General features: G+C 58.5%; 20 protein-coding genes, 1 other RNA gene and 1 pseudogene. 13 read left to right on the top strand and 9 right to left on the bottom strand.

All coding sequences use genetic code 11. The features are described from left to right. Positions 1–239 precede the first annotated feature (239 nt). Together dnaK and grpE are read right to left on the bottom strand one after the other, a co-directional pair. The gene (gene dnaK, locus ACXR0M_RS03535) at positions 240–2,156 is read right to left on the bottom strand and encodes a molecular chaperone DnaK (RefSeq protein WP_458829977.1); all 1,917 of its coding nucleotides are present in this window, start codon (positions 2,154–2,156) and stop codon (positions 240–242) included. 102 nt (positions 2,157–2,258) lie between these two features. Next, entirely contained in the window at positions 2,259–2,825 is a 567-nt protein-coding gene (gene grpE, locus ACXR0M_RS03530; RefSeq protein ID WP_458829975.1) for a nucleotide exchange factor GrpE, read from the bottom strand. A gap of 240 nt (positions 2,826–3,065) precedes the next feature. On the opposite strand from grpE, the gene recN reads away from it, so the two are divergent. Beyond that, positions 3,066–4,739, top strand: coding sequence for a DNA repair protein RecN (recN, locus tag ACXR0M_RS03525; RefSeq protein WP_458829973.1), 1,674 nt, complete (start codon positions 3,066–3,068; stop codon positions 4,737–4,739). Between the two features lie 87 nt (positions 4,740–4,826). Here recN and fur read toward each other — a convergent pair whose 3' ends face one another. Next, on the bottom strand, positions 4,827–5,231 hold the full coding sequence (gene fur / locus ACXR0M_RS03520; RefSeq protein ID WP_016771770.1) for a ferric iron uptake transcriptional regulator: 405 nt from the start codon (positions 5,229–5,231) through the stop codon (positions 4,827–4,829). Between the two features lie 97 nt (positions 5,232–5,328). On the opposite strand from fur, the gene ACXR0M_RS03515 reads away from it, so the two are divergent. After that, positions 5,329–5,856: an outer membrane protein assembly factor BamE gene (locus ACXR0M_RS03515; protein WP_458829971.1), complete on the top strand. Its 528-nt coding sequence runs from the start codon at positions 5,329–5,331 to the stop codon at positions 5,854–5,856. 61 nt (positions 5,857–5,917) lie between these two features. Here ACXR0M_RS03515 and ACXR0M_RS03510 read toward each other — a convergent pair whose 3' ends face one another. Genes ACXR0M_RS03510 through ACXR0M_RS03500 form a run of 3 tightly spaced genes read right to left on the bottom strand, consistent with a single transcriptional unit; the run spans position 5,918 to position 8,070 of the window. Beyond that, positions 5,918–6,232, bottom strand: a complete 315-nt coding sequence (locus ACXR0M_RS03510; protein ID WP_458829970.1) for an RnfH family protein — start codon at positions 6,230–6,232, stop codon at positions 5,918–5,920. Beyond that, positions 6,225–6,659, bottom strand: a complete 435-nt coding sequence (locus tag ACXR0M_RS03505; protein ID WP_458829968.1) for a type II toxin-antitoxin system RatA family toxin — start codon at positions 6,657–6,659, stop codon at positions 6,225–6,227. The genes ACXR0M_RS03510 and ACXR0M_RS03505 overlap by 8 nt, the downstream gene beginning before the upstream one ends. Before the next feature lie 7 nt (positions 6,660–6,666). Beyond that, positions 6,667–8,070: a sodium-dependent transporter gene (locus ACXR0M_RS03500; protein ID WP_458829966.1), complete on the bottom strand. Its 1,404-nt coding sequence runs from the start codon at positions 8,068–8,070 to the stop codon at positions 6,667–6,669. 119 nt (positions 8,071–8,189) lie between these two features. Here ACXR0M_RS03500 and smpB point away from each other — a divergent pair, with 119 nt between their 5' ends. Then, complete coding sequence (smpB, locus tag ACXR0M_RS03495) at positions 8,190–8,672, top strand: SsrA-binding protein SmpB (protein WP_003221505.1); 483 nt, start codon at positions 8,190–8,192, stop codon at positions 8,670–8,672. A gap of 103 nt (positions 8,673–8,775) precedes the next feature. On the opposite strand, the gene ACXR0M_RS03490 is transcribed toward smpB, so the two are convergent. After that, the gene (locus ACXR0M_RS03490) at positions 8,776–9,543 is read right to left on the bottom strand and encodes a GntR family transcriptional regulator (protein ID WP_458829963.1); all 768 of its coding nucleotides are present in this window, start codon (positions 9,541–9,543) and stop codon (positions 8,776–8,778) included. 261 nt (positions 9,544–9,804) lie between these two features. Between ACXR0M_RS03490 and ACXR0M_RS03485 the strand changes: the two genes are divergently transcribed. The 8 genes and pseudogenes from ACXR0M_RS03485 (at position 9,805) to ACXR0M_RS03450 (ending at position 19,923) form a co-directional block, all read left to right on the top strand. Beyond that, a complete protein-coding gene (locus ACXR0M_RS03485) occupies positions 9,805–11,499 on the top strand; it encodes a lactate permease LctP family transporter (protein ID WP_458829961.1) in 1,695 nt (564 codons plus the stop codon). Between the two features lie 148 nt (positions 11,500–11,647). Next, positions 11,648–12,472 (top strand): (Fe-S)-binding protein, encoded by an 825-nt coding sequence (locus ACXR0M_RS03480; protein ID WP_458829959.1) that lies wholly within the window; start codon positions 11,648–11,650, stop codon positions 12,470–12,472. Further along, a complete protein-coding gene (locus ACXR0M_RS03475; RefSeq protein ID WP_458829957.1) occupies positions 12,469–13,923 on the top strand; it encodes a LutB/LldF family L-lactate oxidation iron-sulfur protein in 1,455 nt (484 codons plus the stop codon). The genes ACXR0M_RS03480 and ACXR0M_RS03475 overlap by 4 nt, the downstream gene beginning before the upstream one ends. Further along, positions 13,923–14,594, top strand: a complete 672-nt coding sequence (locus ACXR0M_RS03470; RefSeq protein WP_458829955.1) for a LutC/YkgG family protein — start codon at positions 13,923–13,925, stop codon at positions 14,592–14,594. Before ACXR0M_RS03475 ends, ACXR0M_RS03470 begins: the two co-directional genes overlap by 1 nt. Continuing rightward, the gene (locus tag ACXR0M_RS03465; RefSeq protein ID WP_458829953.1) at positions 14,591–17,401 is read left to right on the top strand and encodes an FAD-binding and (Fe-S)-binding domain-containing protein; all 2,811 of its coding nucleotides are present in this window, start codon (positions 14,591–14,593) and stop codon (positions 17,399–17,401) included. The genes ACXR0M_RS03470 and ACXR0M_RS03465 overlap by 4 nt, the downstream gene beginning before the upstream one ends. Before the next feature lie 130 nt (positions 17,402–17,531). Beyond that, positions 17,532–17,810 carry a hypothetical protein gene (locus ACXR0M_RS03460; RefSeq protein ID WP_041066743.1) on the top strand — a complete coding sequence of 93 codons (279 nt, stop codon included), beginning with the start codon at positions 17,532–17,534 and terminating at the stop codon, positions 17,808–17,810. 97 nt (positions 17,811–17,907) lie between these two features. After that, positions 17,908–18,297: a transfer-messenger RNA gene (gene ssrA, locus ACXR0M_RS03455) on the top strand. A 535-nt stretch (positions 18,298–18,832) separates the two neighbouring features. Further along, a pseudogene (locus tag ACXR0M_RS03450) lies at positions 18,833–19,923 on the top strand (beta family protein). On the opposite strand, the gene ACXR0M_RS03445 reads toward ACXR0M_RS03450, so the two are convergent. Both ACXR0M_RS03445 and ACXR0M_RS03440 read right to left on the bottom strand, forming a co-directional pair. Continuing rightward, on the bottom strand, positions 19,920–20,465 hold the full coding sequence (locus ACXR0M_RS03445) for a sce7726 family protein (protein ID WP_458829951.1): 546 nt from the start codon (positions 20,463–20,465) through the stop codon (positions 19,920–19,922). The pseudogene ACXR0M_RS03450 and the gene ACXR0M_RS03445 overlap by 4 nt on opposite strands. Positions 20,466–20,982: 517 nt before the next feature. Continuing rightward, positions 20,983–22,023, bottom strand: a complete 1,041-nt coding sequence (locus ACXR0M_RS03440; RefSeq protein WP_458829949.1) for a DMT family transporter — start codon at positions 22,021–22,023, stop codon at positions 20,983–20,985. Between the two features lie 163 nt (positions 22,024–22,186). Between ACXR0M_RS03440 and ACXR0M_RS03435 the strand changes: the two genes are divergently transcribed. Together ACXR0M_RS03435 and rimJ are read left to right on the top strand one after the other, a co-directional pair. Further along, the gene (locus ACXR0M_RS03435) at positions 22,187–23,593 is read left to right on the top strand and encodes a DUF2252 domain-containing protein (RefSeq protein ID WP_458829947.1); all 1,407 of its coding nucleotides are present in this window, start codon (positions 22,187–22,189) and stop codon (positions 23,591–23,593) included. A gap of 243 nt (positions 23,594–23,836) precedes the next feature. Then, a complete protein-coding gene (gene rimJ / locus ACXR0M_RS03430) occupies positions 23,837–24,424 on the top strand; it encodes a ribosomal protein S5-alanine N-acetyltransferase (RefSeq protein WP_458829945.1) in 588 nt (195 codons plus the stop codon). Positions 24,425–24,442: the final 18 nt, after the last annotated feature.

Here is a 24,442-nt window from a genome sequence, read left to right as displayed (position 1 = left end):
CGTTGAGCCCCAATGCAGGCCCGGACCCAACTCACGTCAATTCAACGATCCTGGTCTTGTTTCTTGTGGTACTTGCGGCGCGAAAAGCAGGAGCATTTTCGGCCATACCTCAGCACACGAAGCTTGTCGCATGCTGTAAAAATTCGCGTATTCCAGATACGCCAACGCGGGAGCAAGCTCCCGCGCGGCGACATCCTACCAGTCACCGCCGCGAGGCAGTCAACCGGCCGACCAACAACTTACTTGTGGTCTTTGACTTCTTCAAACTCGGCATCGACAACATCGTCAGCCTTTTCAGCTTTCTCGTCATGCGGTGCCGCGCCATCAGCAGGCTGAGCCTGTTCGGCGTACATCTTCTGGGCAACCGGTGCCGAGACTTTCGACAGCTCTTCAACCTTGGCTTCGATCGCAGCCTTGTCGTCGCCTTTTACAGCGGCTTCCAGAGCAACCACAGCAGCTTCGATCGCGGTCTTCTCTTCGGCGGTGACTTTGTCGCCCGCGTCAGCCACCATTTTACGAGTCGAGTGAACCAGTGCATCACCCTGGTTACGGGCAGCGGCCAGTTCTTCGAACTTGCGGTCTTCCTCGGCATTCGCCTCGGCGTCACGCACCATGCGCTCGATCTCTTCGTCGGACAGACCGGAGTTGGCCTTGATCACGATCGACTGAGTCTTGCCGGTGGCCTTGTCTTTCGCACCGACGTGCAGGATGCCGTTGGCGTCGATGTCGAAGGTCACTTCGATCTGCGGCACACCACGTGGAGCTGGTGGAATGTCGGCCAGGTCGAACTTGCCCAAGGACTTGTTCTGCGCGGCTTGCTTGCGCTCACCTTGCAGGACGTGGATGGTCACGGCGCCCTGGTTGTCGTCGGCAGTCGAGAACACTTGCGATTTCTTGGTAGGAATCGTGGTGTTTTTCTCGATCAGCGCGGTCATCACGCCACCCATGGTTTCGATACCCAAGGTCAGCGGGCTGACGTCGAGCAGCAGAACGTCTTTCACGTCACCGGCCAGAACCGCGCCCTGAATGGCAGCACCCATGGCAACCGCTTCGTCCGGGTTCACGTCTTTACGGGCTTCTTTACCGAAGAAATCGGTAACGGCCTTCTGTACCAGTGGCATACGGGTCTGACCGCCGACCAGGATCACGTCGTCGATCTTGCTGGCGTCGATGCCGGCGTCTTTCAGCGCGATGCGGCATGGCTCGATGGTGCGGGTCACCAGGTCTTCGACCAGCGATTCGAGCTTGGCACGCGAAATCTTCACGTTCAGGTGCTTAGGACCGGTCGCATCTGCAGTGATGTACGGCAGGTTGACGTCGGTCGACTGCGAGGAAGACAGCTCGATCTTGGCTTTCTCGGCGGCTTCTTTCAGACGCTGCAGAGCCAATGGATCGTTCTTCAGGTCCATGCCCGACTCTTTCTTGAACTCGTCGACGAGGTAGTCGATCAGGCGCATGTCAAAGTCTTCGCCACCCAGGAAGGTGTCACCGTTGGTAGCCAGTACCTCGAACTGGTGCTCGCCATCGACTTCAGCGATCTCGATCACGGAAACGTCGAAGGTACCGCCACCCAGGTCGTAAACGATCACGGTGTGATCGCCCTTGGCCTTGTCCATACCGTAGGCCAGAGCCGCTGCGGTTGGTTCGTTGATGATACGTTTAACGTCCAGACCGGCGATGCGGCCGGCGTCTTTGGTCGCCTGACGCTGGCTGTCGTTGAAGTAGGCCGGAACGGTGATCACCGCTTCGGTCACTGGCTCGCCGAGGTAGTCTTCGGCGGTCTTCTTCATCTTTTTCAGGACTTCGGCGCTGATTTGCGGCGGAGCCATCTGCTTGCCGGAAGCCTCGACCCAGGCGTCACCGTTGTTGGCCTTGACGATCTTGTAAGGCACCAGCTTGATGTCTTTCTGCACGACTTCTTCTTCGAAGCGGCGACCGATCAGACGCTTGACCGCGAAAAGGGTGTTGTGCGGGTTGGTCACAGCCTGACGCTTGGCCGACTGACCGACCAGGATTTCGCCATCGTTGGCGTAAGCGATGATCGACGGCGTGGTGCGCGCGCCTTCAGCGTTTTCAATAACTTTGGCTTTGCCGTTTTCCAGCACGGAGACGCAGGAGTTGGTAGTCCCCAGGTCGATACCGATAATTTTGCCCATGTTCACTCTCCCGAAACTTTGGATTTGGTTGCCGCAGCAGTGGTGGCTAACTGCGGTAATACTTAAACGCTTGACTTCTAAATGGGGGCCTTGCGGCTAATTTCAAGCCTTCTCGTCAATCGAAGGCGAAATTGGCGCTGGCGCCTTGCTGACCACCACCATCGCCGGGCGCAACAGGCGACCATTGAGCAGGTAGCCCTTCTGGAACACCTTCAGCACGCTGTTCGGTTCGACGTCGGCGCTTTCCTGCATGGCCATCGCCTGATGATGAACGGCGTTGAACGGTTCGCCATGCGGATCGATCGCTTCAAGCTGATAGCGCTTGAGGGTGTCGTGGAACATTTTCAGGGTCAGCTCGATGCCTTCACGCATCGGACGGATGCTTTCGTCGTCCGGGCTCGACAGCTCGAGGCCGCGCTCCAGGCTGTCGACGATCGGCAACAGGTCGCCGGCGAATTTCTCCAGGGCAAACTTGTGCGCCTTCTCGACGTCCTGTTCGGCACGACGGCGGACGTTCTGCAGATCGGCAGCTACGCGCAACGACTGATCCTGCGCGGCGGCCAACTGCTCTTCGAGCACTTGTACACGGGTCGCCAGGTCGTCACCCGAAGTCTCGGGCGCCGGAGTGGCTTCTGGATTTTGCGTATCTACTGTCTGTTCGTCAGCCATAGAATTCTCCTTTCAATTACGTCCGCGAGCTCGACTCGCGCTTCTGCCCCGGTATATGGGGCCGCAAAATCAGGCTTCAAGGGCCTGCAACGATTAACCCTACAAAAAAGTGCTGCATTGATATTTCCGGCAGGAACCCGCCTTTGATCGGATCGGGCAAATCGAGCTGAACGAGGCCATTGTCAGCCCGAAACAAAACACTGTATAAATAACCAGACCTCAAGCCTGGGAGCGGCCTTTATGCTGGTGCACCTGTCCGTCCACAACTACGCCATCGTTGAACATCTCGATCTCGAACTCGATCGCGGAATGAGCGTGATCACGGGGGAAACCGGCGCCGGCAAATCGATCATGCTCGACGCGCTGGGTCTGACCCTAGGTGATCGTGCCGACAGCGGCGTGGTCCGCCCCGGCGCCGACAAGGCCGACATTCTGGCCACCTTCGATCTGGTCGATATTCCTGAAGCCCACGCTTGGCTGGCCGAGCGCGACCTGGAAAACGACGGCCCGTGCATCCTGCGCCGGGTCATCACCGCCGAAGGCCGTTCGCGTGGTTACATCAATGGCACGCCCTGCCCGCTCGGCGACCTCAAGGCTCTCGGCGAACTGCTGATCGATATCCACAGCCAGCACGAACACCAGTCGCTGCTGAAAACCGATACCCACCGGCGCCTGCTCGATGAGTACGCCGGCGCGACCGATCTGGCCCGCCAGGTACAACTGGCCGCCCAGCGCTGGCGCCAGACCCGTCAGGAGCTGGAGCGCCTCTCCAACTCCGGCGACGAACAGCGCGCGCGTCATCAACTGCTCAGCTATCAACTGGAAGAGCTGGAAAACCTCGGCCTCGGCGAAAACGAGCTGGAACAGCTGGAGCAGGAACACAAGAACCTGACCAATGCCGAAACCCTGCTCGGCATCTGCCGACAAGTGGTCGAGCAATGCAGCGAGAGCGATTCCGGCAATGTGCTGAATGCCCTGACCGCCAGCCTCAACCGCTTGTCGAGTGTGAACAACTCGGTCGGTGCACTGGGCGAGGCCAGCAGTCTGCTGACCAGCGCGCAGATTCAGGTCGAAGAAGCAGTCGGTGAACTCAACCGCTTCCTCGATAACTTCGATGCCGATCCGGCGCGCCTGCAGTATCTGGAAGAACGCCTCGACGCGATCTACACCTTGGCACGCAAACACCGGATCCAGCCGACCGAAGTCGCCGAGATGCAGCAGAAGCTTCTGGATGAAATCGAAACGCTCAACGCCAACGACGAATCCATCGAGCGCCTGGGCGAAGAGCTGGCCTCTTATGCACGCCATTACCAAGAGAAGGCACAGGAACTGAGCGACTTGCGGCATCAGGCAGCCGGCAGCCTCGCCAGCGCGGTGGAACAGGAAATCCAGCGCCTGGGCATGCCTGGCGGCCGCTTCACTATCGAACTGCGCGCCAACAGCAGCGACGAACTGCAGCCTAATGGCCTGGAACACGTCGAACTGCTGGTCAGCGCCAACCCCGGTCAACCGCTGAAAGCGCTGTCCAAAGTTGCCTCCGGTGGTGAACTGTCGCGGATCAGTCTGGCGATTCAGGTGATCACTGCGCAGACTTCGCGGGTGCCGACGCTGGTATTCGACGAAGTGGATGTGGGCATTGGCGGGCCGACCGCGGAAATTGTCGGCCAGTTGCTGCGACGCCTGGGCGATCGCGGGCAAGTATTGACCGTGACGCACTTGCCGCAGGTGGCAGCTCAGGGGCACCAGCATTTATTCGTGCACAAGGTACGCGGCGAGCAAGCGACTCACACCGCCGTGTCCAAGCTGAGCAAGAACGACCGCATAGAAGAAGTGGCGCGGATGCTCGGAGGCATCGATCTGACCAAGGAATCCCTGGCGCACGCGAAAAAGATGGTGGTTACCGCAAAGGCCTGACCTCGGTTTCAGGTACGGCAGAAAGCACGAAGGCGACCCTTGGGTCGCCTTCGTTCGTTTCGCGAACCTGAAATTCGCGCGACATGCTTACTTTTTCTTGCGGACGTACAGCACGAGGTTGTGATCAACCATCTCGAAGCCATGCTTCTCGACAATCGATTTCTGAAGCTTTTCAATTTCTTCGTCGAAGAATTCGATGACTTCACCCGACTCCACGTTGACCATATGGTCGTGGTGACCACCGTCGGCCAATTCGAATACCGCGTGGCCACCGTCGAAGTTATGACGGACCACGAGGCCTGCGGCTTCGAACTGGGTCAGAACACGGTAAACCGTGGCCAGACCGACGTCCTCGCCCGCTTCCATCAACGCCTTGTAGACGTCTTCGGCACTCATGTGACGCTGCTCGGTAGAGTCGAGCATTTGCAGGATCTTGACCCGTGGCAGGGTCACTTTGAGGCCGGCTTTGCGTAGTTCGCTATTTTCAACCATGGTCAGCTTTCTCGCGATGCTGCTTCGCAGCTTCTCTTAATGCGGGTATGATCGGCGTTTACGTTGTCCCAGCCAAGATAGTGGAAGTCGCCCACCGATGCAAAACACCAAGCTCTTGCTAACCAGTTTCACCTTTGTGGGACTGCTCGCACTCGCCGGTTGTTCATTCCCCGGGGTTTACAAAATCGACATCCAGCAGGGCAATGTCGTCACGCAGGACATGATAGACCAGTTACGCCCGGGAATGACCCGCCGGCAAGTACGGTTTATCATGGGCAATCCTCTGCTGGCCGACACGTTCCATGCCGATCGCTGGGATTACCTGTATAGCCTGCAACCTGGTGGCGGTGAACGCCAGCAGGAACGCATGAGTGTCATTTTCAACTCTAACGACCAGCTCGTCAGCCTGTCCGGTGACTTCATGCCGGGCGTAAGCCGTGACGAAGCGATTCTCGGCAAGGACAGTGGCACCAGCGTGACCGCCCCTGCTGAAAACGCCGAGAAGCCGAAACCGGAAGAACCGGCCAAACCAGGCTCCTTGCTGGATTCGATCCAGAAGGACGTGGACGGTGTTGAAACCGTTCCGGTTCCGACGCCTGAGCCGCTGGACACCTCGCCGCAATAATCTGCGAAGCAATAAAAAACCCGGAAATTCCGGGTTTTTTATTGGCCGCGATTTGCGCAACCTACTGATTTCGCGCTTTGGCCTCGGCTGCCTTGGCCGCGCGCAGGCGACGTACTTCTTTCGGGTCCGCCAGCAATGGCCGGTAGATCTCGATGCGATCCCCCGCCTGAATCAGGCGAATCTGCGGATCCGTCACCACTTTGCCGAAGATGCCCAGCGGGCACTCGTGCAAGTCCAGCTGCGGAAAATCAGTCCCGATACCGGACTTCAGCGCCGCTTCACGCACGGTCGTTCCCTCTGGAACGCTAACAGCGCGCAAGACCTGGCGATCCACGGCGGCATACACCACCTCTATCTCGATCACCGGCTCAACCATGCATCTGCTTGGCGCGCTGGCAGAACGCATCCACCAGCGTATTCGCTGCCTGATTGAACAGGGGACCAAGGGTCGCGCGCACGATCGGGCCGGCGTAGTCGAACGACAGGTCGAGGCTGATCTTGCAGGCTTTCTCGTTCAACGCCTTGAACACCCAGACGCCGTGCAACTGGTTGAACGGGCCTTCTTCCAGATCCATTTCAATCGACTGTCCCGGCACCAACGTATTGCGCGTGACGAAATGCTGGCTCAGACCGCCCTTGGCCACGCCGACACTGGCACGCATGTGCTCAGGCGAGCTTTCCAGCACCTCGGCCGACGAACACCAAGGAAGAAACTCCGGGTACCGCGCCACGTCGTTGACCAGGTCATAGAGAAATTGCGCCGGATACGGCAGCAGCGCTGATCGTTGAATATGTGTCGTCATGTAAGCGTCACTTCCAGAGCTGAGTGGCAAACACTACGAGAATGCCGATGGGCGCCACATAGCGCATCAAGAACAAGGACAGGGTAAACAGTAGCGGATTGCGGATCGACAATTCGTCGCGCACCGCATCACGCCCCATCACCCAGCCGGCAAACAGCACGAAGCACAAGCCACCGAGCGGCAGCATGATCCGCGAGGTGAAGAAGTCGATCACCCCGAAGAAGTCCAGACCGCCTGCCGCACCCCATTGATAGAGATGGAACAGTCCGCCTTCGTTCACGAAAAATTTGGCTTCCTTCCAGATATTGAAGGAGAACACCGTGCCCAGACCGACGAACCAACAGATGAATGCCAGCCAGAACGTTACCCAGCCGCGGCTGATTCTGGTGCGTTCAACCAGGTAGGCCACCATCGGTTCGAGCAGGGAAATCGCCGAACTCCAGGCAGCAATCGCCACTAGCACAAAGAACACCACGCCCATCAATTGGCCGAACACCACGTTGCCGAAGGCAAATGGCAGGCTGACGAACATCAGGCCCGGGCCTTCGCTAGGGTTCAGACCGCCAGCAAATACGATCGGGAACAGCGCCAGACCGGCCACCAGCGAGACAAAGGTATCGAGCAACGCCACACCGACCACGGTGCCGGACAGCGAGGCTTCCTTGGTCATGTAAGCGCCGTAGATCATGATCGAGCCGACGCCGACACTCAGGGAAAAGAACGCGTGGCCCATGGCCGGCAGCAAGCCGTCGAGGACCTTTTCCGGGTGGAAGTCGAACATGAAATGCACGCCTTCCATAAAATGCCCGGTGGTCATGCTGTAACCCAGCAACACCAGGACCATCACGAACAGCAGCGGCATCATGATGCGCAGGCTGCGCTCAAGGCCTGCGACCACGCCTCTGGCGATCACCACCGCTGACAGCAGCATGAAAACTGTATGCCAAAGTGTCAGGCGCCAAGGATCGGCGATGACATTGCCGAAATACGCGCCGACCTGCTCCGCCGAAGCACCCTGGAAGTCGCCGCGCCCCATGTCGATGATGTAATCCAGCGACCAGCCGCCGACCACGCTATAAAAAGACAGGATCAGCAGCGCGGTGATCATCCCGGCAAACGCGCCCCACGACCACTTGCCCGAATGCCCGGCCTCGCGGGCCAGCACCTTCAAGGCGTTCGCCGGACTCTGCCGCGCGCGCCGGCCGATCAGGGTTTCCGCCAGCATCACCGGGATCCCGATCAGGGCGATGCAGGCCAGAAACATCAGCACGAAGGCACCGCCACCGTAGACCCCGACCATGTAGGGGAATTTCCAGATGCTGCCCAGTCCTACGGCCGAACCGGTCGCGGCGAATATGAAAACCCAGCGGCTAGCCCAACTGCCGTGGACAGAAACCTTGTCTGTCGACATTGAATATCACGCCCAAGCGTTAGAAAAAGAGGCCGCATTGTCCGGGATTCACTCAACCTGCTCAAGCACGCAGCATCACCGTAGCCGAGGACCGTTTATCTCCATATAATGCCGCCCCTATGGCTAAACAGAAGAAACACCCAACAGGGACCATCGCGCAGAACAAAAAGGCGCGACACGATTACTTCATCGAACATCGGTTCGAGGCTGGTCTGGTCCTGGCCGGCTGGGAAGTAAAAAGTCTGCGGGCAAGCAAGCTGCAACTGGTCGACAGTTACGTGCTGCTCAAGGACGGTGAAGCCTGGTTGCTCGGCAGTCACATCACACCGTTGATGACCGCCAGCACCCACGTCATCGCCGACCCGACCCGCACCCGCAAACTGCTGCTCAACAAACGCGAGCTGGAAAAACTCGCCGCTGCGGTGCAACAGAAAGGCTACGCCTGCGTCTGCCTGTCCTTCTACTGGAGCAAGCACATGGTCAAGTGCGAGATTGCTCTGGGCAAGGGCAAGAAGGAATATGACAAGCGTGACACCGAGCGCGAACGCGACGCCGGTCGAGAGCTGCAGCGCGCCGTGCGCAACAAGGGCAAGGAAGAATAATTTCTTCCGCCTGAAAAGATCGCAGCCTGCGGCAGCTCCTACAGGGAAATACAAATCCCTGTGTAGGAGCTGCCGAAGGCTGCGATCTTTTTGCTTCTAAAAGCTACATCCCCTTGCGCCGCTCCGCCCGAGCCATGCGCTGAACTTCCTGCCGTACTTCTTCCAGCACTTCCTGCACATACAGAATGTGCCGACTGGAGACCTCCCGCGCCTGCTCCGCACGCCCCTCGATAATCGCCAGATACAGCTCGCGATGCTGAGCAATCAACATGTCACGGGTTTCCGTGCGCTGTTTGTACATGCCGCCGATGTTGGTCACCACGTTGCGCTTGAGCAGATCGAACAGCCCGCGAATGGTGTGCAGCAACACCGCGTTATGACTGGCCTCGGCGATCGCCAGATGAAATTTCGCATCCGCCGCCCCCTCCTCCGCCCGGCTCACTTCGTCGTGCCGGGTATAGCAATCCTGCAACTCATTGAAGGCTGCCGTCAGGCGTTCGCGATCCACATCCGTCGCGCGTAATGCTGCGTAATAGGCGCACGATGCCTCCAGAGTGTGTCGAAACTCCAGCAAGTCGCGCTGCGCGTCAGGATTGCTTTCCAGCAGCGACAGCAATGGATCGCTGAACGTCGACCCGAGGGTTTCCACCACATAGTTGCCGCCGCCCTGACGACTGACCAGCAAACCCTTGGCCGCCAGTTTCTGAATCGCTTCACGCAACGACGGGCGCGATACGCCGAACTGCTCGGCCAGCGCACGTTCAGCAGGAAGCCGCTCCCCGGACTTCAGCGTGCCCTCGAGGATCATCCCCTCGAGGCGCTCGACAATATCGTCAGACAAACGGCGCTGACGTATCTGATCAAACCCCATAACTCAATTCTCCACGATCCCGACCGCGCGCCGGGCTCTCTATTCTGGCCTATCGGCGCCCCGCCGACACCTGTCAGCGCACATTCGCCAAACCGGATCAGATGCCATCTGCACCGCTTATTCGACAAAAGTTTCAGGGCGACAAATTGACACACCGTCATCAAGGCTTTTACCCTAGCCAACAGCGATTGTAAATTGGTATTACCAATTATCCAAGAACGCTGACAGTGCCTGACCAACAACAATTAGGGGCCACCCCATATGCAAACCTGGCAACAGCTCTATACCCCGCTCGGCAGTCTTGGCGTTTCCGCGCTCGCGGCCGTGATTCCCATCGTGTTCTTCTTCCTCGCGCTGGCGGTGTTCCGCCTCAAGGGCCATGTGGCCGGCAGCATCACGCTGGCACTGTCGATTGCCGTGGCGATCTTCGCCTTCCACATGCCGGTCGACATGGCTTTCGCCGCCGCCGGATACGGCTTTGCCTACGGCCTGTGGCCGATTGCCTGGATCATCGTCGCGGCAGTGTTCCTCTACAAACTGACGGTCAAGAGTGGTCAGTTCGAGGTCATTCGCAGTTCGGTACTGTCGATCACTGACGACCAGCGCCTGCAGGTACTGCTGATCGGTTTCTGCTTCGGTGCGTTCCTCGAAGGCGCCGCCGGTTTCGGTGCCCCCGTGGCAATCACCGCCGCGCTGCTGGTCGGCCTCGGCTTCAACCCGCTGTACGCCGCCGGCCTGTGCCTGATCGCCAACACCGCGCCGGTGGCCTTCGGTGCACTGGGGATACCGATCATCGTCGCCGGGCAGGTCACCGGGATCGACGCGTTCAAGATCGGCGCCATGACAGGTCGCCAACTGCCGCTGCTGTCGCTTTTTGTGCCGTTCTGGCTGGTGTTCATGATGGACGGCCTGCGCGGCGTGCGTGAAACCTGGCCGGCAGCACTGGTCGCCGGCCTGAGCTTCGCCGTGACCCAGTACTTCACTTCGAACTTCATCGGCCCGGAACTGCCGGACATCACCTCGGCCCTGGCCAGCCTGATCTGCCTGACCCTGTTCCTCAAAGTCTGGCAGCCAAAACGCGCCGCCGGCCAACACATTGCCGGTGCAGTCTCGGCCTCGGTGGTAACCGCCAGCGTCGGCGGTTTCGGGCAAAAGCGCAGCACTGTGGCTTCGCCTTACAGCTTCGGGGAAATTTTCAAAGCCTGGTCGCCGTTCCTGATCCTCACTGTGCTGGTAACCATCTGGACGCTGAAGCCCTTCAAGGCGATGTTCGCCGCCGGCGGTTCGATGTACGCCTGGGTGTTCAACTTTGCCATCCCACACCTTGATCAGCTGGTGATCAAGACCGCGCCGATCGTCGCCACCCCGACCGCCATCCCGGCGGTGTTCAAACTTGATCCGATTTCCGCGACCGGCACCGCGATTTTCTTCTCGGCGCTGATCTCGATGCTGGTGCTGAAGATCAATTTCAAAACTGGTCTGACCACTTTGAAAGAGACCTTCTACGAACTGCGCTGGCCTATTCTGTCAATCGGCATGGTGCTGGCCTTCGCTTTCGTCACCAACTACTCGGGCATGTCTTCGACCATGGCTCTGGTGCTGGCAGCCACTGGCGCAGCGTTCCCGTTCTTCTCGCCGTTTCTTGGCTGGCTGGGTGTGTTTCTTACCGGCTCGGATACCTCGTCCAACGCGCTGTTCAGTTCGCTGCAGGCAACCACTGCACACCAGATCGGCGTCAACGACACCCTGCTGGTGGCGGCCAATACCAGCGGCGGCGTGACCGGCAAGATGATTTCACCACAGTCGATCGCCGTGGCCTGCGCCGCGACCGGTCTGGTAGGCAAGGAATCCGATCTGTTCCGCTTCACCCTCAAGCACAGCCTATTCTTTGCCACCATCGTCGGCCTGATCACCCTGGCTCAGGCCTACTGGTTCACCGGCATGCTGGTGCACTAAACCTACACGCAACACGGAAATAACCGACGCCGGTTCGTGATGCCGGCGTCAGCAATTCACACCCCGGTCTGTAAGGCTGCTGAAAGCAATGCGCTTTATATTCAGCAGCCTCAGCGGACGGACAACCGGGACCACCCGGAGACGCCTGATGAGCGAGCTTTTTTACAACGCTGTGCCCAACGCGACCCGCGTCGCACCGCCACTGCCCGAACCCCGGCAATACCCCAGCGAGAAACCGTCGCGGGTCTATCTGTTCGGGACGTGCGTGGTCGATCTGTTCTACCCGGAGGCCGGGATGGACGCGATCCACTTGCTCGAGCGCGAAGGGATCAAGGTCGAGTACCCGCAAGGGCAGAGTTGCTGTGGGCAACCGGCGTACACCTCGGGTTACACCGAGCAGGCGCGGACGGTGGCGCGCGCGCAACTGGCGCTGTTTGCCGGGGACTATCCGGTGGTGGTGCCGTCGGGTTCCTGCGCGGGCATGCTGCGCGAACATTACGCCGACTTGTTCAAGGACGAGCCGCAGACGTTGCAACAGGTGCAGGCTCTCGCGGCCCGGACCTATGAACTGGCCGAGTTTCTGCTGTTCGTCTGCAAGGTGCAGCTCAAGGACAGCGGCGAGCCGGTCAAGGTCGCGCTGCACACCTCCTGTTCGGCCCGGCGTGAAATGAACACCCACCTGCACGGCCGCGAGTTGTTGGCGCAGTTGAGCAACGTGGAGCGGGTCAACCACGATCACGAAAGCGAATGCTGTGGCTTCGGTGGGACATTCAGCGTCCGTATGCCAGACATTTCCGGCGCGATGGTGGCCGACAAGACCCGGGCGCTGCAGGAATCCGGCGCGCATCAGGTCTTGAGTGCCGACTGCGGCTGTTTGATGAACATCAACGGCGCATTGGAGAAACAACAGGCAGCGCTGCGCGGGCAACATCTCGCCAGCTTCCTGTGGCAACGAACCGGAGGTGCGCAATGAGCACCTCGACGATTATTCCTACGGTTGCCGTGGAAGAAGATTTCCGCACCCGGGCGCACAACGCCCTGGGCGATGCGCAGTTACGGAACAACTTCCGCACTGCCATGGATTCACTGATGACCAAGCGGGCAGCGGCTTTCAGCGATGCCCACGAAAGAGAACATTTGCGTGCCCTGGGCAACTCGATCAGGGCGCGTGCGCTCTCCAGGTTGCCCGAACTGCTCGAGCAACTGGAACAGAACCTGACCCGCAACGGTGTGACCGTGCACTGGGCGGAAACGGTGGACGAGGCCAATGGCATCGTCCTTTCGATCATCCGCGCTCACGAGGCGCGGCAAGTGATCAAGGGCAAATCGATGGTCAGCGAAGAGATGGAGATGAACCATTTCCTCGAGGCTCAAGGTGTTGAATGCCTGGAGTCCGACATGGGGGAATACATCGTCCAGCTCGACCACGAGAAGCCTTCACACATCATTATGCCGGCGATCCACAAGAATGCCGGTCAGGTCGCGTCCTTGTTCCACGACAAACTTGGCGTGGAGTACACCAAGGACGTTGACCAACTCATTCAGATCGGTCGCAGAGTCCTGCGGCAGAAATTCTTCGAAGCGGACATCGGCGTTTCCGGGGTCAACTTCGCCGTCGCCGAAACCGGCACCCTGTTGCTGGTGGAAAACGAAGGCAACGGGCGCATGACCACCACCGTGCCGCCGGTGCACATCGCCGTCACCGGCATCGAAAAGGTTGTGGAAAACCTGCGCGACGTAGTGCCGCTGCTGTCGTTGTTGACCCGCTCGGCGCTGGGCATTCCGATCACCACTTACGTCAACATGATCTCCGGCCCGCGCAAGGCCCACGAACTCGACGGCCCGCAGGAAGTGCATCTGGTGCTGCTCGACAACGGTCGCAGCCAGGCCTTCGCCGACAGCGAATTGCGCCAGACGCTGAACTGCATTCGCTGCGGCGCGTGCATGAATCATTGCCCGGTCTACACCCGCGTCGGCGGCCACACCTACGGCGAGGTTTATCCCGGCCCGATCGGCAAAATCATCACCCCGCACATGGTCGGCCTGGCGAAAGTCCCGGATCACCCGAGCGCTTCGTCGTTGTGCGGCGCCTGCGGTGAAGTGTGCCCGGTAAAAATTCCGATCCCTGCCCTGCTGCGTCGCCTACGCGAAGAGAACGTCAAAGCCCCGGACGCGCCGCATCAGGTGATGCGCGGCCAGGGCAGCAAGTATTCGCGCAAGGAACGTTTTATCTGGAACGCCTGGGCGAAACTCAACAGCTCGCCGACCCTTTATCGACTGTTCGGCTTCTTCGCCACGCGCCTGCGTGCGCTGACGCCAAGCAATATCGGCCCGTGGACGCAGAACCACAGCGCACCGAAACCCGCCGCCCGCTCACTGCACGACATGGCCCGCGAGCATCTGGCCAAACAGGGAGACCGCTGATGAGCGCCAAGCAAAACATCCTCGCCAAGCTACGGAAAAGTCTGACCGGCACCACGCCGATTGCCGACGACTTCGACGTCGATCTGGTGACGCAGCCCTACACCTACAGCGCCGAACAGCGCATCCCGCAACTGCGCAAACTGATGGAAGCGGTGCACACCGAAATCCATCTGACCACCGGCGCAGAATGGCCGGCGCTGCTCGCGCAATTGCTGCGGGATCGCCAACTGCCAAGCCTGCTGATCGCACCGACCACGCCTCACGGACAGCGCATCTCACAGCACTGGGCGAATAATCCTGGTCTGCCGGCTCTGAAGTCCTACGACCGGCCGATGGAGGAGTGGAAGGCCGAGCTGTTCAATGACACCCCGGCCAGCCTCACCGGCACCCTCGGGGCCATCGCCGCGACCGGCAGCCTGATCCTCTGGCCAAGTCGTGAAGAACCACGGCTGATGAGCCTGGTGCCACCGGTGCATTTCGCCCTGCTCAAGGCCAGCGAAATCCGCGACAACTTCTATCAGGTGCAACAGGAATTCGAATGGGCGCAAGGCATGCCGACCAACGCGCTGCTGGTGTCCGGCCCGTCGAAAACCGCCGACATTGAACAAGTGCTGGCCTACGGCGCCCACGGCCCGAAAGACCTGGTGGTGCTGATCCTGGAGGACCAATGACGTTACCGGCGACTTTCCTGCGCGATGCACAGCAACTGATCCCGGCCGAGCGCCGCTTTGACGATCCGTTGTCGACGCTGGCCTTCGGCACCGATGCCAGCTTCTATCGGCTGATTCCCCAACTGGTGATCCGCGTCGAATCCGAAGACGAAGTGGTGGCGCTGCTGCAACTGGCGCAGCGCGATCAGGTTTCGGTGACTTTCCGCGCCGCCGGCACCAGCCTGTCCGGGCAGGCGATCAGCGATTCTGTGCTGATCGTCCTGGGGGATAACTGGAACGCCCGTGAGATTCGTGACCAGGGCAGGCAGATCCGCCTGCAACCGGGCGTAATCGGCGCGCAGGCCAACGCCTGGCTGGCACCGTTCGGGCGCAAGATCGGCCCGGATCCGGCGTCGATCAATGCCTGCAAGATCGGCGGCATCGTCGCCAACAATGCCAGCGGCATGTGCTGCGGCACCGCACAGAACACCTATCACACCCTGGCCGGGATTCGTCTGGTGCTGGCAGACGGCACGCGCCTCGACAGCGAAGACGCTGCCAGCGTCGCCGCGTTTCGCCAATCCCACCGCGCATTGCTGGAGCGTCTGGCGACATTGGGCCGTGAGACTCGCGCCAATGTCGAACTGGCCGCCAGAATTCGCCACAAATACCGTCTGAAAAATACCAGCGGCCTGTCGCTCAATGCGCTGGTGGATTTCGACGAGCCTGTGGATATCTTGAGCCACCTGCTGGTCGGCTCCGAAGGCACCCTCGGATTCATCAGCGCGGTGACCTACGACACGGTGATCGATCATCCGAACAAGGCTTCGGCGCTGATCGTGTTCCCCGATGTGGAAACCTGCTGCAACGCGGTCACCGTACTGAAAAGCCAACCGGTGTCGGCGGTAGAGTTGCTGGATCGACGCAGCCTGCGCTCGGTGCAGGACAAACCCGGCATGCCGGATTTCGTACAGCACCTGTCGAATAATGCCTGCGCCCTGCTGATCGAATCCCGCGCTGCCTCGTCCTCTTTGCTGCAGGAACAACTGGCGCAGATCATGGCGTCGCTCGCGCGCTTCCCGGTGGAAAAACAGGTCGACTTCACCGAGGATCCGCTGGAGAACGCCCGTCTATGGGCGATCCGCAAGGACACCTTCCCCGCCGTCGGCGCGGTGCGCAAAACCGGGACCACGGTGATCATCGAAGACGTGACCTTCCCGGTCGAACAACTGGCCATCGGCGTCAATCGCCTGATCGAGCTGTTCGACAAACATGCCTACGACGAAGCGATCCTTTTCGGACACGCACTGGAAGGCAATCTGCACTTCGTCTTCACCCAAGGCTTCAACAGTCCGGAAGAAGTCGCACGCTATCAGGCGTTCATGGACGACGTGGCGCAACTGGTGGCAGTGGAGTTCGGCGGTTCGCTGAAGGCCGAGCACGGCACCGGACGCAACATGGCGCCATTCGTTGAGCTGGAATGGGGCAGCGACGCCTATCAGTTGATGTGGCAGCTCAAACGCCTGCTCGACCCCAACGGCATTCTCAACCCGGACGTGGTGCTCAGCGAAGATCCGCAAATCCACCTCAAACACCTGAAGCCGCTGCCGGCGGCTGACGAGATTGTCGATAAGTGCATCGAATGCGGCTTCTGCGAACCGGTCTGCCCGTCGAAAGGCCTGACCCTCAGCCCGCGTCAGCGCATCGTGATCTGGCGTGACATTCAGGCGAAAAAACGCGCCGGTGTCGACACGACTGAGCTGGAAAAAGCCTACGAATATCAAGGCATCGAGACCTGCGCGGCGACCGGGTTGTGCGCGCAGCGTTGCCCGGTCGGGATCAACACCGGAGATCTGGTGAAAAAACTGCGCGCCCGTGACGCCACGCATCAGAAAACCGCCAACTGGATCGAAGGAAATTTCGCCAAGACCCTGCAAGGCGCACGCTTCACCCTGCACGTGGCCAACGGCACACGGATGCTGCTGGGTGCACCGCGTCTGGCAAAACTTTCGGCGACCCTGACTCGCCTGTCCAAAGGCCAGGTGCCGCTGTGGACCAACGCGATGCCGCAACCGGAAAAAGCCATTCGCTTCAGCCCGAGCGTCGCCGACGAGCGCCCGCGCGTGGTGTATCTGGCGGCGTGTGTGTCGCGGGTGATGGGCCCGGCAGCCGGCGATTCAGAGCAGACATCGCTCTACGACAAAACCCGTGGACTGCTGGAAAAGGCCGGTTACCAAGTGGTGTTCCCGGACAACCTGGACAACCTCTGCTGCGGGCAGCCCTTCGCGTCCAAAGGCTATGCCGAACAGGCCGAACACAAGCGCCAGGAGTTGATCAGCGCGCTGCTGCACGCCAGTCGCGGCGGGCTCGATCCGATCTATTGCGACACCAGCCCCTGCACTTTGCGTCTGGTTCAGGACGTGGGAGATGTGCGCCTCGACCTGTACGACCCGGTGCGTTTCATTCGTACGCACCTTCTCGATCGCCTGGAGTTCACCCCGCTGGACGCACCGATTGCGGTCCACGTGACCTGCAGCACCCAGCATCTGGGCGAAAGCCAGGCATTGATCGATCTGGCGCGCAAATGCAGCAAAACCGTGGTCATCCCCGAAGGCATTCACTGCTGCGGGTTCGCCGGCGACAAAGGCTTCACCACGCCGGAACTGAACAGCCATTCACTGCGCACCCTCAAGGACGTGGTGCAGCATTGCAGCGAAGGGATTTCCACCAGCCGTACCTGTGAAATCGGCCTGACGCAACACGGCGGCATCGACTATCACGGGCTGGTCTATCTGGTGGATCGAGTGACCCGGCCCAAGGCCTGCTGAAGAAAAATAGAACCCTTGCGCACGACCGTAGTCCACAGAACAGACCCCGAAAATCGGGGCTTTTCCTCCACTCGGTTGCCCGTCCTGACGGCCAGCGAAAGTCTGGATCCCTCAGCTCAAGGAGATACACATGAAACGTTCTGTACTGTTAGGTCTGTTCGTTACTGCCTCGATGATGGCGTCCACCTCGTTCGCCGCCGACAAGCCTGCTGACCTGTGCGATGCGAATATCCAGACCATCAACAATGCCAAAGGCCAGCTCTCGGCGAATCCGGAACTGAGTCAGCGTGCCGAGGCCAGCGTGAGCAAGGCCCAGGCCCTCAAGGCGCAGGGCAAGATCGATGACTGCGTCGCGGAAACCTCGCAAACCATTACCGAGCTGCGTAAATCCACCGGCACCAACAACTGATTCAAGGCCTAGGCCAACCTTCGGGTTGGCCTCGCCGGCCGTTTGGCGTACACTGCACACGCTTGTTGCCTCACCCGATGTACGAGGCAATGAGTTCGGGGCCGATTAGGATTCGACGCCGGTGACGAAACTTTAGGTGCATGCCGACTTGGTAACAGAAGTCGTAAATCCACTGTTGCAACTTCTTATAGTTGCCAATGACGACCAATACGGTGCTGCTCTCGCTGCTTAATTGCAGCTGACATGCACTCCTGGTGCCTTCGGGCCCAGCAATCATCAGGGGATGTCTGTAAACCCGAAATGATTGTCATATAGAACAGAATCGCCGTGCAGTACGTTGTGGACGAAGCGGCTAAAACTTACACAACTCGCCCAAAGCACCCTGCCCGTCGGGTCGCTGAGGGTTAACTTAATAGACACGGCTACGCATGTAGTACCGACAGCGGAGCACTGGCGGACGGGGGTTCAAATCCCCCCGGCTCCACCAACTCTCGACGACAAAGCCCGCCTTGTGCGGGCTTTGTTGCATCTGGCGTTTCATTATTCGCAAAAAGGGCCCCAAGAGGCCCTTTTTGTTGTCTGCGATTTTTTGCACATCTCTAATTTGTGCGTTCTCTCAGCCCATCCAATATTTTCCACAAATCCAAGGTTAGGGACAGGTGGAGGCAATCATGGCCCATGAACATCGTAGGAAAGGCTGTAGTTGCGTGGATTGAGGCAAGAAGAAGCCGCGAGATAATCATTCAACCGGTCAGTCGATTCAGGCGAAAGCGACCTGACATCAGGTCGGAGCAAGGGGGGGACGACTATTTCAGGCTGAACCAGAAACAGATCAGCTTGCCTACTCGGCTAGCTACCCGTTGCAAAACTTAGTGAGAATGGCTTTTTGCCAGCGTTGAGCTAGCATCTATGATCGGCATGCTGGGCGTAACGATAAAACACGTTATTCAAAACATAAAACGCCCAATATATATTGGGGCAGTTGGAGTTTTATTTACCGCCCCCATAGCCCAATTTTCCTCATGGAATGCAAGGAGCGCGACATGCAATACGTAGCATGCTTAAGAGTAGGGCAAAACGATATAAAAGCTCTCACCAATCTGGAGCCTGTGAGGAGAGATGTGTTTACTCCTTTACTAGATATGAGAGGAGATGACGACCGACACTTACAGACATTTCTAGCAACCTGGACTGATCACCCGTTTTTCCTAGATGTATCTAGAGCAAGAAAGGATGTCGCAGAGGATTTTATTGGAAGTAACGATCTCCACAATCCTAACGAGGCCTTCGAAAACAAACAACGTTTTTTTCTAAACACGCAAATAACGAATAACAATATAATCCCAGTAATATCCTGGACTGACGATGACCCGCAGAGAGACGTTATTCAATTGGCGCTTTCTGCAGAGCGGAACTTTAATCAAATCGCAATTCGAGTTTTCTGCCCTGAGAAACCAACTTCTACATCTTGGGCAAGACTTTTATCAGTGCTAGATTCTCTAAACTCCCCAACTTCGCACATGTTATATTGGATTTTGGAGCTACCTCACCAGCAAGTACGGCTGCTGGCTCTGAATTCAACCATTCCTTAAAGCAGCTTAGCGATTACAATTTACAAAGTATTGTGCTGCTTAGCACTTCATTTCCTATCGACAAACCAGCTTCGAATACCTCACGATCTTCTGCTTGTTATGATGTCGCTTGGCAGTCAAACATTGACCGCAACGGTATAAATCCGAGCCCTATATATGGCGACTACGCAGCAACAAATCCTAGCGCGCCTATGGAGTATATTCCAGGTATGCCGGTACTACCATTCGCCTGTTACTACACCCCAACGGAATGGTGGCAAAGACGGAAAGGAGGAAATAAAGAGTTTGTAAACTATATCGAAATAGCACAAGAGGTTAGAAATCTACCAGGCTATCACGGTGATGACTTTTGCTGGGCTACTCGTGAATACTCCCGGATTGTTGCCACTTCTACTGGATATGGTAACAATGGGACATGGAACGGTTACAGAATTAATCAGCATATCTGCGCAATGATCTTATCCATAACCGATGACACAAATGTAGAGTTTGACGATTTAGATTTTGACGATCTCATCTAAGAATATCTTTTCTTCAGAGATTGCAAAACACAAGCTCTAATATCTACCAATGGAAGTGCGTCGCTAATCTTATGGCGCACATCCTTGATTAAATCTTTAGCACGAATATTGACACCGAAGCTCTTAGCCAGAGAGTCAAGCTCCTCCCGCCACAAAAAACCGGTCAAATGAAATTTATCCTGAGACCTATTAGATTTCGCATTTCTTACCATTGCCATTCCAGAATAATCGTCCACTATCAGTATCCCTACAGTGGGAGTGGACAATTCTAGCGCTTTAATCAAATGCTTCGAATGGCAGCAGAGCCATACCTCATCAAAACAAGCTAAATAAGCTTCTTGCTGCCCGCCCCATCTACTCAAAGTATCCGCGTGAGACTTTATCTCAAAGGCGCTCAACTTCCCGTTGGCGTGAACAAGGTCAGCACGCCGCGCTTTATCAATAAAGCAGAGCTCTTCAATGAAGACATCCTGCGCATCATGGGGCATCACTCTCGTGATCCACTGCTTAAGGAGAGGTCGTATTTCGGTTGGATTTAGCATGGAGCGATTATAGCCTTCGGTTTCAAGGTCTTCCCAGTAGATCTGACAGGTGCTCGACGAGAGGATGTCGGCCCCCTTCCAAGCCGATCGGCTACAGTTTCACCAGATCTCAGCTCGCCTCAGCAAAACGCCAAGCACTAGCTTCGAGCAAGGCTAGTCCCGCGATACTCCTCAGCATGTCTTTACGTAAAATAAACGTGTCCGAAGAAACACTCCCCTGATCCGGGGTAGTAGTGAGCATCCCTTTGCTTCGACTACGATTCGAAGAGACAAGCTCACCGCCCGTCGGGCGGATGAACTCAGATATTTTGCACATCATCCGGCGATGAAAAATCCCCCAGCAGAAAGCACTGTGTATCTCAATCTATATCCCTACAAAAACGGGCAGACTAAAAGCCCAGTGTTCACAGCGTAAAATCATTCCAGTTCAAACGCCCCCGGCCCACCAACTTTCGACGGCAAAGCCCGCCTAGCGCGGGCTTTGTTGCATCTGGCCACCCCACTCCCCCACCCCTCATCAATGCCCGTGCCGATGATGCACATCCGGAAAATGCGCATGGCTATGCCGCATCGCCGTATGCACATGCCCATGACTATGCGGCTCCACCCCATCCCACTCAAACCCATGCGTATGTTGGTGATGCTCATCGTGTATATGCCGATGATCATGCTCAAGCGGTTCGTGCTGATGCTCGTGAACATGGTTTTCCATCAGATGAATCCATACCCCCGCCGCCATTAACCCCGCAGCAAGCAGGAACATCAACGATACCGACTCCCCCAGCAGCAGAATTGAAATGCAGGCACCGAGGAACGGGGCGGTGGAGAAGTAGGCGCCGGTGCGTGCACTACCGAGGCCGCGCAGGGCGAGGACGAACATTACCAGGCTGACGCCGTAGCCGAGAAAGCCAACCAGCAGGATGGGCACCAGTGAGGTGGTGGTGGGCAGTTGGGAGCCGATGAGTAAGGCCAGGCTGCAGTTGACCAGGCCGGCCACCAGGCCTTTGCTGCCGGCGATGAACAGGGCATCCGAGGCGGAGACTTTGCGGGTCAGGTTGTTGTCGATGGCCCAGCACAAGCAGGCGAAGGCGACGGCCAGCGGGCCGGTCCAGTCCTGCGCCGATACGGCCTCTTGCGGCCAGGACAGCACGATGCCGCCGGCGACGATGGCGAGCATGCCGATCACGATTCGCCGGTCGGCATTTTCCTTGAACACCAGCCACGCCAGCAGCGCCGTGAGCACTGACTCCAGGTTGAGCATGAGTGACGCGCTGGCGCCGGAGGTTCGGGTCAGACCGAACATCAGCGCCACCGGGGCCAGCACGCCGCCAAAGCCGATGGCGCCGATCAGCCGCGGCCATTCACCCGGCCGGAGTCCGGAGGGCTGCCAGCCTCGATCGCGGGCAAAACGCAGGACGCTAAGGCCCAGACCGCTACCCAGATAAAGCAACCCGGCGAGCAGAACCGGTGAAATCTGCACTCCCAGCAGTTTGGCGAGAGGCGTGCTGGCGCCAAACAGCGCGGCCGCAACCAGCGCGTAGAGAACGCTTACATTCATGACGGAAATCACTCGCTCGGGCCGCTGAAATACTGGCAACGAGCATGGCAAAACTCAGGTGAGAATTCTGTGAAGGGTTAATTGTTTCGTCGTGCATCAACTGCGGATAACTGCTCAAACCCTTCTACACTCACAACCGCCCCCACCGCCCAAACGAGCCCCCATGACCACCCTTCAGGACCGCCTCCAGCAAGGCAAGAATGCCCGCAAACAATGCTCACGCAGCACCCACGCCACCACCGGCAAGATGAACCGCGACCCAATCCCGCTGATCAAGGCTTCCAGCCAGGGCCGGGTCGCCTCGCTGGTTGAATTGCGCTACGGACGAATGCTGGTCTCGCCCTTCACCTTCTTCCGTGGCAACGCATTGTTGCAGGCGCATGATCTGTCGGGCACCGAGAACATGGGGCTGGTCGGGCCGATCTGTGGGGATGCGCATTTGATGAATTTCGGTGGGTTTGCCACGCCGGAGCGCAATCTGCTGTTCAGCGTCAATGATTTCGACGAAGCGCATCCGGGCCCTTGGGAGTGGGATCTGAAGCGGCTGGCGGCAAGTTTTGTGGTGGCGGCGCGGGATTTGCGCCATGGAGAGTCGGTGGAGGAAGACGTTTGTCGGCAGATGGTCGGCGCCTATCAGGCGACGATGCTGGAGTGTGCCGAGCAGAGTGCGTTGGCAACCTGGTACGACTCGATCAAGTACGAAGACTTGCTCGATCAGGCACGCAAGAGTGCGCTGGAACATGTGCAGCGTGCGGTCGACAAAGCCGAGCGGCGTACCCATGCCGAGTTGCTGCCGAAAATCAGCGAGCGCGACGCCAACGGGCGGCTGGTCATTCGCGATGACTTGCCGGAGATCTTTCACCTGCACAACACCACCACGCTGCTCGACGCCGATGATGACTGGTTGCGGCTGGCGGACTGGCGGCCGTTGTTCGACACGTTCATGCGTGACTACCGGACCACGCTGCAAGCGGATCGCCGGGAATTGCTCTCGCGGTTTCAGGTGCAGGATCTGGCGTTCAAGGTGGTCGGCGTCGGCAGCGTTGGCACTCGCTGTCTGGTGGCGCTGCTGACCGACGATCAGGAGTCGCCGCTGTTCCTGCAATTCAAGGAAGCGCGGCGCTCGGTGTTGGCCGATTACGTGAAAGCCAAGTCTCGCATCCGTCATGAAGGTCAGCGCGTGGTCGAGGGTCAGCGCCTGATGCAATCGGCCAGCGATCTGTTCCTGGGCTGGGCCAGCGGTCCCAGCGGTCGGCATTTTTATGTGCGGCAACTGCGCGACATGAAGATCTCCGCCGAGCTGGAAAACTTCGACGCCGAGACCTTCGCCGCCTACGCGCGGGTCTGCGGTCGCGCATTGGCCCGCGCTCACGCCAAGGCCTCGGGCAATGCGGCGGTGATCAGCGGCTATATCGGCAAGGGCGATGCCTTGGCTGACGCCCTGTTCAAATACGCCCGCAGTTACACCGCGCAGAACGAGCGTGACTTCGAGCGTTTTCAGGAGGCCTGCCGCAAGGGTCGCTTGAGAGCACGGTCGGAAGCCGATTTCGCCGCCGACCACCTGCCCTGACGCATTGCAGAGCAGTCGCCGCCGAGATGAATTTTTCTTCACTGCCCCCGTTCGTACAACACGGTACAGTCCGCTCGCTCATTCAAGAAACTACGGTTCGCCCGCGCTCTCCCGCGGGCTTTTTTTTGTCTGGCGTTTGGTGTCGGGGCAACTCACCTGCGTGCGATGAGCCCGGCAACACGGTTTGTTTTTTTCGATCCCGTGGGCAATCCTGTCTTTCGACCCTGCCCATGGAGCGCCCGAATGTCACTGCTGAGCCTGCCCTGCGAACGTCTGACACTCGCGATCCTGACCCCGGAGCAGGCCGAGCTGGAAAGTGATTTCTACCTCCGCAACCAGCGCCATCTCGCGCCGTGGTCGCCGATTCGCACCCGCGAATACTTTTCCACCGAGCAGATTCGTCGCCGTCTGGGGATTCAGGCCAGTGCCTATGAGGCCGGGCTGGCTATGCATTTCGCCCTGCTGACGCCGGACGGCCAGCAGATGATCGGCGCGTGCAATTTCAGCGGGATCATTCGCGGTGCGTTCCAGGCCTGTTATCTGGGTTATCACATTGATCATGCGCATCAGGGCCAAGGGCTGATGCAGGAAGCTCTGGAGGCCGGTATCGGTTACATGTTCGATACGCAGAACCTGCACCGGATCATGGCCAACTACATGCCGGGTAACGAGCGCAGTGCGCGCTTGCTGGAGCGCCTGGGGTTCGAGCGCGAAGGTTACGCCAAGGCTTATCTGAATATCGCCGGGCGCTGGCAGGATCATGTGCTGACGGCGCTGGTCAATCCGCTGTTCGAGACGCCGGACAAGCGTTGGTCGCGACAACTGGCGTGAGTTTCACAATTTGTTAAG

It is taken from the genome of Pseudomonas sp. Eth.TT006 (assembly GCF_054456575.1).
This window is presented reverse-complemented; position numbering and strand designations above follow the sequence as displayed.

What these genes read in the sequence shown, in the direction of transcription:
- dnaK (WP_458829977.1), bottom strand. Translation starts at nt 2,156, where the DNA reads ATGGGCAAAATTATCGGTATCGACCTGGGGACTACCAACTCCTGCGTC.
- grpE (WP_458829975.1), bottom strand. Translation starts at nt 2,825, where the DNA reads ATGGCTGACGAACAGACAGTAGATACGCAAAATCCAGAAGCCACTCCG.
- recN (WP_458829973.1), top strand. Translation starts at nt 3,066, where the DNA reads ATGCTGGTGCACCTGTCCGTCCACAACTACGCCATCGTTGAACATCTC.
- fur (WP_016771770.1), bottom strand. Translation starts at nt 5,231, where the DNA reads ATGGTTGAAAATAGCGAACTACGCAAAGCCGGCCTCAAAGTGACCCTG.
- ACXR0M_RS03515 (WP_458829971.1), top strand. Translation starts at nt 5,329, where the DNA reads ATGCAAAACACCAAGCTCTTGCTAACCAGTTTCACCTTTGTGGGACTG.
- ACXR0M_RS03510 (WP_458829970.1), bottom strand. Translation starts at nt 6,232, where the DNA reads ATGGTTGAGCCGGTGATCGAGATAGAGGTGGTGTATGCCGCCGTGGAT.
- ACXR0M_RS03505 (WP_458829968.1), bottom strand. Translation starts at nt 6,659, where the DNA reads ATGACGACACATATTCAACGATCAGCGCTGCTGCCGTATCCGGCGCAA.
- ACXR0M_RS03500 (WP_458829966.1), bottom strand. Translation starts at nt 8,070, where the DNA reads ATGTCGACAGACAAGGTTTCTGTCCACGGCAGTTGGGCTAGCCGCTGG.
- smpB (WP_003221505.1), top strand. Translation starts at nt 8,190, where the DNA reads ATGGCTAAACAGAAGAAACACCCAACAGGGACCATCGCGCAGAACAAA.
- ACXR0M_RS03490 (WP_458829963.1), bottom strand. Translation starts at nt 9,543, where the DNA reads ATGGGGTTTGATCAGATACGTCAGCGCCGTTTGTCTGACGATATTGTC.
- ACXR0M_RS03485 (WP_458829961.1), top strand. Translation starts at nt 9,805, where the DNA reads ATGCAAACCTGGCAACAGCTCTATACCCCGCTCGGCAGTCTTGGCGTT.
- ACXR0M_RS03480 (WP_458829959.1), top strand. Translation starts at nt 11,648, where the DNA reads ATGAGCGAGCTTTTTTACAACGCTGTGCCCAACGCGACCCGCGTCGCA.
- ACXR0M_RS03475 (WP_458829957.1), top strand. Translation starts at nt 12,469, where the DNA reads ATGAGCACCTCGACGATTATTCCTACGGTTGCCGTGGAAGAAGATTTC.
- ACXR0M_RS03470 (WP_458829955.1), top strand. Translation starts at nt 13,923, where the DNA reads ATGAGCGCCAAGCAAAACATCCTCGCCAAGCTACGGAAAAGTCTGACC.
- ACXR0M_RS03465 (WP_458829953.1), top strand. Translation starts at nt 14,591, where the DNA reads ATGACGTTACCGGCGACTTTCCTGCGCGATGCACAGCAACTGATCCCG.
- ACXR0M_RS03460 (WP_041066743.1), top strand. Translation starts at nt 17,532, where the DNA reads ATGAAACGTTCTGTACTGTTAGGTCTGTTCGTTACTGCCTCGATGATG.
- ACXR0M_RS03445 (WP_458829951.1), bottom strand. Translation starts at nt 20,465, where the DNA reads ATGCTAAATCCAACCGAAATACGACCTCTCCTTAAGCAGTGGATCACG.
- ACXR0M_RS03440 (WP_458829949.1), bottom strand. Translation starts at nt 22,023, where the DNA reads ATGAATGTAAGCGTTCTCTACGCGCTGGTTGCGGCCGCGCTGTTTGGC.
- ACXR0M_RS03435 (WP_458829947.1), top strand. Translation starts at nt 22,187, where the DNA reads ATGACCACCCTTCAGGACCGCCTCCAGCAAGGCAAGAATGCCCGCAAA.
- rimJ (WP_458829945.1), top strand. Translation starts at nt 23,837, where the DNA reads ATGTCACTGCTGAGCCTGCCCTGCGAACGTCTGACACTCGCGATCCTG.